Genomic DNA, 9,376 nt, shown 5'->3' with positions numbered 1-9,376 from the left:
TCTTTTTTATTGAACGGGGTTCGGGGCCTTTTCCAACTTCGGGAGCTAATTTTGCTTTTGGGGTAATTTTTGAAGTCAAAAAAACCTCAAAAAAACTAAAAGTCAAGCTTAATTGAGGTTTTTAAAGAATTTAGGTGTAAAAGTACACTTATTTAATTTTTAGCACATCTTTTTAGTTCCGTCAAAAATCCGTCAAAAATCATATTATATTCCGTTACATTTGATGAATAATAATTTTTCATAAACTCTCAAAATTCAACACTTATAATACAATGTTACAATTTGTTATCATAGTGGTGTATAATTAAGGTATGTACAAGTTTAATAAAAACATCATCAATAAAATCAACGAAAATAAGTATGTGAAAAAAACAAGAAAAGGGGTAGGAAGTTTGATTTTCTCCCGTGCTGGGCTTTTTGCTGTTTTGATTCTTGTCCAGATTGCCTTGATGGTTTACCTTTACTATTTTGTAAATATCGACCTAACCTATCTCTTGGGAGGAGATGCGATTTCAAAGTTTTTTATCATGCTTATAATTCTAAATATGAAAAATGTGTCCAATGCCAATAAGCTTTCTTGGTTTTTGTTGATTGCGATTTTCCCGACTTTTGGAATTATAGCCTTTATTATGAGTCACTTTTCTATTGGATACAGGAGGGAGCAAAGGAAGGTTTTAAGGCTAAATGATGAGTCGAGGGCCTACACAAAAGCCGACCAAGAGCTTTATAGGAGCATAGAGGATAGGGGCAAAAGATTTTATCCTATAGCCAAGTACCTTGACGATGTTGGGGGTTTTCCAAGTTATAAAAACACTTCTTCAACCTACTACAAGGTTGGAGATGATATGTTTGATGCCATGCTTTTCGATGTGAGAAATGCCAAGGATTTTATCTTTATGGAATTTTTCATAATAGATTATGGCTATATGTGGGGGACTCTTCTTGAAGAATTGGTTAGGAAAGTTAAGGAAGGAGTCCAAGTAAGACTGCTAATTGACGGTTCAAACCTAATAACAAGGGTTAGGGGCAATTTCACAAGAGAGATGGAGAGTCTCGGCATAAGGTGTAGGGTCTTTTCCAAGATGTATCCTATCGTATCAACCTACCAAAACAACAGGGACCATAGGAAGGTCATGGTCATAGATGGAAAGTTCGCCTATACAGGTGGTATTAACCTATCGGATGAATATATCAATGTTTATGAGAGATTTGGCCATTGGAAGGACTGCGGGGCAAGGCTTGAGGGCAGTGCTGTAAAGTCCTTTACAATTATGTTCTTAAATATGTGGAACTCAATGGACGAAAGTGCAGAAGATTACACTTCTTACCTAAAAACTTACCCAATTGTTAATTCTACAGGAACTTACATTCCTTTTGCAGATAATCCCTTGGATAATGAAACTATTTCCAAAAATGTTCTAGTAGATTTGATAAATAAATCTAAGTCCTACCTATATTTGATGAGTCCTTACCTAATCATCGATGAAGAAATCAGAAACTCTATAAAGCTTGCAGCAAAATCTGGGATAGATGTGAGAATTTGCCTACCTCACATTCCAGATAAAAAAATAGCCTCAGCCCTTGCTAAGGACCACTACAGGGAGCTACTTGGGGCAGGAGTTAGGATATTTGAATATACCCCAGGCTTTGTCCATTCCAAAACTTGGCTTGCAGATGGGAAGATTGGTTTTGTTGGAACCGTAAACCTTGACTATAGGGCCCTATACCAAAACTTTGAGTGTGGAGTTTTGATGTATAAGACCAATAGCTTGGAAGAAATAAAAAATGACTTTGATATTTTCTTTGATATAGCCACTGAAATAAATATAGAAGATGTTAATATGATAAAATTAAGGTATAGGATTCTGGCAAATATAGCCAAGCCTTTTGCTGTTCTTATGTGAACTTGAGAACTTCTTAGGAAGTTCTTTTTTTCTTGCAAAAAATTTATAAAGTGCTATAATGGAAGTAAAAAATGTATGGTATAGCACCAAACACCATAGGGAGGGGATATGTTTAATATAAATTTTTCTTCAGAAATCCCACTTTACCAGCAAATTGTCGATCAGACCAAGGAGATGTTGGCGGCAGGTTTTTTCATAGATGGGGATAAGTTTCCATCCGTAAGAGAGCTATCAAAAAGCCTATCAATCAACCAGACAACTGTCTCCAAGGCCTTCAAGGAGCTTGATAGGCTTGGGATAATCGAGACTAAACCTGGAATTGGGACTTTTATTAAAATTGATACCAAGAAGATAAAGATAAGCAAGGAAGAATTTATTGAAAGTCTGATAAATGATTTTAAACAGGCGATTTTCTTAGGCTTTAGCAAAGAAGATATAGTTGAGATTTTCCTAGCTACAGAAAGGAGTTTGTATGAAGATAAGGGCAAATAATATCAAAAAGAGCTTTGATGATAAGATGGTTCTCGATAATATTTCTTTCGATCTTGAAGAAGGAATGATTACAGGTCTTGTAGGACGAAATGGATCTGGTAAGACGACCCTTCTAAAGTGCCTTTGCGGGATTTATGATATGGATCATGGAAGTTTTGACCTTGATGGAAAGACTTTGGCAAAACATCCAAAGTTAATTAAAAATATTGGCTTTTTGTCTGATAGGTTCGATTATTTTAACTACTACAAGGTTGAGAATATACCAGATTTTTATAGGGTTATTTATGATGGCTTTGACACTTCATTTTTCTTTGATGAGCTAAAAAGACAGAAAATAGATGCTAATAAAAACGTTAGAAATTTCTCCAAAGGACAAAAAAATATCCTTGGTCTTATCACAATCCTTTCCACAGGGGCGAGAGTTTTGCTAATTGATGAAATCCTCGATGGGATGGATGTACTTAATAAAAAAGAAATAGTGTCCTATCTTTTGGACGCTAAGGACTCTGGTAAGGCAGTTTTTGCTTCAAGCCATGAACTTGACCAATTAGCTGGAATTTGTGATTATATTTATTATCTCACTATAGACGGAAAATTGATAAATACGAGTGATGAAAATATAAATAAACTCAAGAAAGTTCAGCTAGTCTTTAAAAATGAAGTTAAAAGGGGTTTTGCTAAGGAAATGATTCTTATAAATGAAATCGGTAGGGTAGCAACATTCTTGGTTAATGCTAGTGATAGTAGGCTTAAAGAGCTTTTGGACAGGGAAGATATAGCCCAATACGATATATTAACTCCTAAGATTGAAGATTATTTCTACTTAGAAAGGGGTCAGGAAAATGCGTAACTTTAATAATTTATTAAAATTTACCTGGAAGAGATTTTCTATTTGGATACTTCTAGTAACAGTTTTTTGCACAATGGCTGTAGGGATTTTAGCCCAAAATGACATAAGGAATGACTACGATAGATTTAATGATAATGTTAGTAATATGAGAGAAAACTTGGATGGTAAAAAGCACAATGAAGATATAGAAATAAATGAGGAAAGTCTCGATAAGATTAAGATTGATGCTTTAAAGTACAAGGAAAAGTATAAACTTCTCGAGGATGATGATGTCTATGGATTGGGTGTCGATGGAAAAGTACAAGATGAATACTTCGAAAGGCTCAATAAAAATGGGGGATTTGAGTCCCACTATATCTATAACAATGTTATGAATTTTCTCAAGAAGTTTGAGGATGGTAAGTTTGATGGGGCCGACTACTATCAGGCCTTGGTTTTTCCTATAGTAATCTTTATAGGACTTTTTGCCCTAAGTCTTACAAGTCTTGAGCAATCTTTGGCAATCTATGATTTTACAAGGCTTATGCCATGGAAAAAGAAAGATGAGTTGCTTATGAAGATAGGAATTGCATTTCTCTTTGGGATGGTAATTTTTGCTATAAATTCTCTTGTCCTTGCCTTTATCCTAAAGACCTCTGTCTTCGGTAAGCTAGTAAGTTTTTCTCTGATAGGCAAGCAAATTTTTAGAAATATCCTAATTTTCTTGGGAGCAAGTATTATTTCTACTTCCTTGGGATTTATAGGAGGCAATTTCTTAGGCCACATAGGGCTTTATATAATGACCTTAGCAGGCTTCGAACTTTATAGGATAAATTTGAATATGACCTTGAATGCTTTTTCCTTTGACTTGGCCGAGAAGGTTGAAGATGCTATAAGAAGTTTTGAGGGAAAACTTAATCCTTTCATTAAAACACTCATATCCCTTACCTACATGAAGGTAGATAATCTTGTTACAATTCTTGCCTTTCTCCTTGTGGCTGTAATAATTTTTTACCTAGCCCTTCTTCTTAGCAAAAACCAAAGTAGTGAAAGAAGTGGCTACATGATAGGAAATAAGAGGGTCGGAATATTTTGCAAGCTTATGGCAAGTCTTACTCTTGCAAATCTCATGACTTCCATGTTGGCAAGCGTCTTTATCCAAAAGACAAGCCTTGTTATAATAATAATATTTATCATATCCTTATTGCTAAGTTTTAGATTCTTTGATATTCTATTTAATGTAAGACTTAAATTTTAAGGAGTAAATATGGCTAAAGATAGATTAAGTTGGGAAGAATACTTTATGAAACTTGCCAAGGGCGTGGCAATGAGGGGAACTTGCGATAGGGCCTATGTAGGTTGCGTCCTTGTCAATGAAGAAAATAGGATAGTATCTACAGGTTATAATGGATCAATTAAGGGCAATCCCCACTGCGATGAAGTGGGACACACCATGCGTGATGGTCATTGTATAGCTCCAATCCATGCAGAGATGAATGCTATTTTGTATTGTGCTAAAGAAGGAATTGCTACCAAGAATACTATTTGCTATGTAACACATTTTCCTTGCCTAAATTGCACCAAGTCCCTAATTCAAGCAGGTATCAAAAAAATTTACTACAATGTTGCCTATAGGATGGACGATTATGCAATTGAATTACTTAGGAAAAATAATATAAGCTTTGAGCAAATCGAAGTAGAGGATTAGAATGAAATTTATTGCATCAGACTTTGATGGAACTATCTTTATAGATAACAAGTTTATGAAAGACGACCTTGAGGCAATAACTTCCTTTCAAGAAGCTGGCAATATTTTTGGCCTTGTAACAGGCAGAAGCTTTCACACCCTAGATGGACTTATTCGAGGAAGTCTTAGACCAGACTTTGTTATTGCCAATAATGGGTCGCATATTTTAGTAAAAAATGGGCAAGAAATGATTGAACTTCTCAAGTTTACCTTAGATAAAGATAAGCTAAGAAGGCTAGTCGAATTTTACAAACCATATTTTCCTACAAAAATATTCACTGACCAAGCGAGGACTCTAACAAGCATCAATGACCTTATGGATGGTGAGCATGCTCTATCCTTGGCTATTTACACAGACAAGTTTTTGGATAATCCCTTTGAGGATGATTTTTCCTTTCATAAATCCCTAGGAGTAATTGATGTGATAAAGAAGGAAGTATCCAAGCAAACAGGCATTGACTTCATAAAAGATTTTTATGGATATGACAAGGATATAATCGCTTTTGGAGATGATTACAACGATATAAGTTTCTTAAAGGAAACTCCCTTTTCCTTTACTCTAAATAGGGTTAGGCAAGAGGATGTGCTAAGAGTCTGCAATTACAAGGTAGAGGATATAAGAGAATTGATAGAAAAATATGGAAAATAGAAATTCAACACCTACAAGGTGAGCTAACCCCAAAATCTAAAATATGGATTAGGGGTTTTTCTATGAATAAGAACTTAATAGTAAATGTTTGTAAGCTTTTATGTCTTAAAAATTGAACTAACTAAAAGGGGACTCTAAATAAAAGTCCCCCTTGATTTTTCTTAAATTTTAAACAAAAATAGTTTTTTTTATTTTACTTGGTCTACGACAACTAGGTCAAGCATTTTCATAATTTCATCTCTTGAAGGTAAATCAAGGACTCTAGCTGTTGCAGAAGCGCTGGCAACTGACATCTTGTAAGATTCTATTGGGTCTCCATCTCTAACAATAGTTCCAATAAAGCCACCAATCATGGCATCCCTACAGGCTACTGTGTTTATTATTTCTCTTCCATCTTCTACTGGAGTTGATTGATAAACTTCATTTTCTGTAAAGAACATTGAACCATGGGCTCCGTAGGAAATAATTACATATTTTGCTCCCATTTCAACAAGTTTTTTACCATAAGGGATGAAGTCTTCTTTATTTTCAATTCTAACATTGAATATTTCCTCTATATCCTCGCCATTAGGCTTAACCAAGAGAGGTTTTTGCTTAACTATATCAAGAAGGTATCTAGCTGGAACATCTGCCACAAAGTCGGCACCATTGGCAGTTGCGACTGATACAAGTCTTGTATAGATATCATTATCAAGACCATCTTCCATTGGTGGGACTGACCCTCCAAAGATTATGGTGTCTCCTTCCCTAACTCTTGATAGGTAGTAAACGAGTTCATCAACTTCGCTGGACTTAATGGTTGGCCCTGGGAAGTTAATCATGGTTTCCTGACCATTTTCAAAAAGTTTGATGTTGGTCCTGTTGTGGTTATCCATACTTACAAAGTTGGTTTTGATTTTTTCACGACCGAGCCAATCATTTATAAACTCACCTTGAAAGCCTCCTGTAAAGCCTGTGGCTATAGTTGGGATTCTAAGAGATGAAAGGATTCTTGATACATTGATTGCCTTACCACCTGGAACAGATCTTTCAGCCACAATATCATTTTCGTGACCTAGTTTGAGGTTTTTTAGCTCAACAAAAAGGTCGATTGATGGGTTGAGTGTTACGGTATAAATCATATTAACTCCTTATTCTTTTCTATTTCTAATATTATTTTACAACTTTAATTTACTTATGCTCTCAATAATTTCTTCCATGTGCATGCCATGACTGCCCTTTACAAAAACTAGGGTTGATTTGGTGATTAGAGATTTTAGCTTATCGATTAAATCATCCTTGTTTGAAAAATGAAAGAGTCTATCTTTAGGGAAATTTTCACAAGCTCCCTCATACATATGGTAGGATAGGGGACCAAAGAATAGGCAGTAGTGGATATCTTTTGGGTCGATATCAAGTCCTACTTCATAGTGGAGCTTATCTTCATTTTCACCGAGCTCTAGCATATCACCAAGAACCACAATCTTGTTATCATAGCCATTCAAAAGCTTAGTAGTAATAAGCCCTGACCTTAGGGATTGAGGATTTGACTTGTAGCAATCATCAAGCACATCAAAGCCTTCAAACTCAATCATATTTGACCTATTATTAGCTGGTCTTACTTGGTTAAGACCCTTTCTTACTTCGTCATAGCTTAGACCAAAAAGCCTTGCAACTAGTAGGCAACAGGAGCCGTTATAGATATTATGCCTACCCAAAAGTGGAACTGAGAACTCTTCATCCTTGTAGGCAAAGGAAACCTTGTTTGGTTGGGTTTTAAGCTCTCTTACAACAAAATCATTATCTTCATTTAAGCCGAAACTTATAGACTTTTGGCTAAAGCTATAAGTTCCTATTTCCTTATTGATAGTAGGATCATCCCCATTATAAATAAAAGTACCATCCTCGCTCAAGCCTTCGATTATCTCCATCTTTGCCTTTAGAATACCCTCTTTGGATTTTAGATTATGAAGGTGGCTATCACCAATATTGGTAATAATCGCTAGGTCGGGTTTTGATATATTGGATGTTAGAGAAATATCTCCAAATTTATCGGTACCAAGCTCGACAATGGCTACTTCTGTATCCTCTGCAAGAGATAGGATTGTCTTAGGCACGCCAATCTCGTTGTTGAGGTTGCCAATAGTTTTTTGAGTCTTATATTTTTGGCTTAAGACTTCAAAAAGCAAGTCTTTGGTTGTAGTCTTTCCATTTGAGCCAGTTATACCAACAACCTTTACATCAAGTTCCTCTCTATAAGAACGAGCTAGGTCTTGGAGAGCCTTCAAGGTATCAGCTACCCTTATATAAGGGATACTAATGTTATTTTTAACCTCATAACCATCATCAACTAGAAAGGCGGGACTTCCCTTATCCTCACATTCTTTAACGAAAAGCCTACCATCAAAGACTTCACCAACTAGGGGAATGTAGAGATTGCCCTTTTGGATAGTCCTAGAATCAGTAGAAACACCACTAATCTTTGTATTTTCATAGGCTTGATCACAAAGTCTACCTCCGACCATTTGGGCTATTTGACCTAGACTTCTTTCAATCATCTTTGCCCCCTAGCTAGTCCATCTTCAATTAAAATATCAAGGACTTCACTAAAAGTTTTACCATACATAAGCTCACACAACCTAGCAAAGAAAGATGATGGAGTAAAACCAGGGAAGGTATTAATTTCATTTACATAAAAGTTTCCATCAATACCATAGAAGATGTCGACTCTGGCAAATCCCTCGCACCCACAAGCTACATAACATTTTTTTACAAAATCTTGAGCTTCTTTGAGCTTTTTGGCATCCATCTCATATGGGAGACTTTCTACAGTAGTCTTAGAAAAATACTTGGCATCATAGTCTAGGAAACTATGGTCTGATATGTAGGCACCAGGTCTTGAAACATCTGGATTCATATCACCAACAACAGCAAACTCAATCTCTTGACCCTCAATAAGCTCCTCAACCAAGACTTTCTTGTCGTATTTTAAGGCTTCCTTGCAAGCATCAAGTAGCTGAGCCTTATCTGTAACCTTGCTTACCCCAACAGAAGACCCGTTGGCAGAAGGCTTTACTATAAGAGGAAGGCCAATTTCGTCAATACACCTTTGGGCAAAAGCTTCGCCTAGCCCTTTTTCATTAGTATAAAGGTAGGAAGCTTGGCTTAACTTGTTTTTCTCGAAAATATCATTACTTGTTACCTTATCCATACAGATGGCAGAAGAAAGTCTACCATTACCTATATAGGATAAACCAGCTACATCAAGAAATGCTTGGATAGTGCCATCTTCTCCGTAAGTTCCATGGACTACTGGAATAATTATAGTATTATTGATATCTTCCTTACTCATCAAATCCAAAAAGTTTGCAAGCGACTTAGGTCGACTTTCCTTAATCTCTCTAACAAGGGCAAACTCATCGTCAGTATCAATTTTATCAAAAGGCTCTGAATAAGCTCCATTTTTATCAATATAGATAAGTTTAATCACATACTTATCTTTATTTAAGTTTTTGCTAATATTAAGGGCACTCCTTAGGGCTATGTCATGCTCGCTAGAAGGTCCACCACATAAAATATAGACTTTAATCATTTATTGCTCTCTTTCATATAAATTATAAGAAGATTATACTACTTATCAACCAATGAGCTAATAAAGAGAAGTTTTTACTTTATAGGCGAAGAAATTCTTAAAGATATTACAAAAAAATCACATCTAAGTTTACAATCTGTCTCTTATACACATCTCCGAGCCCACGAGACTATTGCGCTCATCT

The 9,376-nt window shown here is 35.7% G+C and carries 9 protein-coding genes; 6 read left to right on the top strand and 3 right to left on the bottom strand.

Going from position 1 to position 9,376, the window contains the following annotated elements; genetic code table 11:
* The first annotated feature begins 311 nt into the window (after positions 1-311).
* From cls to Q0W95_RS06430, 6 genes are all read left to right on the top strand, one after another.
* Complete coding sequence (gene cls / locus Q0W95_RS06455; RefSeq protein WP_297791055.1) at positions 312-1,904, top strand: cardiolipin synthase; 1,593 nt, start codon at positions 312-314, stop codon at positions 1,902-1,904.
* Positions 1,905-2,012: 108 nt separating this feature from the next.
* A complete protein-coding gene (locus tag Q0W95_RS06450) occupies positions 2,013-2,396 on the top strand; it encodes a GntR family transcriptional regulator (protein ID WP_297791052.1) in 384 nt (127 codons plus the stop codon).
* Positions 2,377-3,246, top strand: coding sequence for an ABC transporter ATP-binding protein (locus Q0W95_RS06445; RefSeq protein WP_297791050.1), 870 nt, complete (start codon positions 2,377-2,379; stop codon positions 3,244-3,246). The genes Q0W95_RS06450 and Q0W95_RS06445 overlap by 20 nt, the downstream gene beginning before the upstream one ends.
* Complete coding sequence (locus Q0W95_RS06440) at positions 3,239-4,483, top strand: hypothetical protein (RefSeq protein WP_297791048.1); 1,245 nt, start codon at positions 3,239-3,241, stop codon at positions 4,481-4,483. The genes Q0W95_RS06445 and Q0W95_RS06440 overlap by 8 nt, the downstream gene beginning before the upstream one ends.
* Positions 4,484-4,492: 9 nt before the next feature.
* The gene (locus Q0W95_RS06435) at positions 4,493-4,933 is read left to right on the top strand and encodes a deaminase (RefSeq protein WP_297791046.1); all 441 of its coding nucleotides are present in this window, start codon (positions 4,493-4,495) and stop codon (positions 4,931-4,933) included.
* A gap of 1 nt (position 4,934) precedes the next feature.
* Positions 4,935-5,621 (top strand): HAD family hydrolase, encoded by a 687-nt coding sequence (locus tag Q0W95_RS06430; RefSeq protein WP_297791044.1) that lies wholly within the window; start codon positions 4,935-4,937, stop codon positions 5,619-5,621.
* Positions 5,622-5,809: 188 nt separating this feature from the next.
* Here Q0W95_RS06430 and Q0W95_RS06425 read toward each other — a convergent pair whose 3' ends face one another.
* Genes Q0W95_RS06425 through Q0W95_RS06415 form a run of 3 tightly spaced genes read right to left on the bottom strand, consistent with a single transcriptional unit; the run spans position 5,810 to position 9,192 of the window.
* On the bottom strand, positions 5,810-6,742 hold the full coding sequence (locus tag Q0W95_RS06425) for a 1-phosphofructokinase family hexose kinase (protein WP_297791042.1): 933 nt from the start codon (positions 6,740-6,742) through the stop codon (positions 5,810-5,812).
* A 36-nt stretch (positions 6,743-6,778) separates the two neighbouring features.
* Positions 6,779-8,158, bottom strand: a complete 1,380-nt coding sequence (gene murF, locus Q0W95_RS06420) for a UDP-N-acetylmuramoyl-tripeptide--D-alanyl-D-alanine ligase (protein ID WP_297791040.1) — start codon at positions 8,156-8,158, stop codon at positions 6,779-6,781.
* A complete protein-coding gene (locus Q0W95_RS06415) occupies positions 8,155-9,192 on the bottom strand; it encodes a D-alanine--D-alanine ligase family protein (protein ID WP_297791038.1) in 1,038 nt (345 codons plus the stop codon). Before Q0W95_RS06415 ends, murF begins: the two co-directional genes overlap by 4 nt.
* Positions 9,193-9,376: the final 184 nt, after the last annotated feature.

The organism is uncultured Anaerococcus sp., assembly GCF_947253225.1.
Taxonomy (GTDB): Bacteria; Bacillota; Clostridia; order Tissierellales; family Peptoniphilaceae; genus Anaerococcus.
Note: the sequence above shows the minus strand (reverse complement) of the source record. Positions and strands in the feature narration are given on the sequence as shown.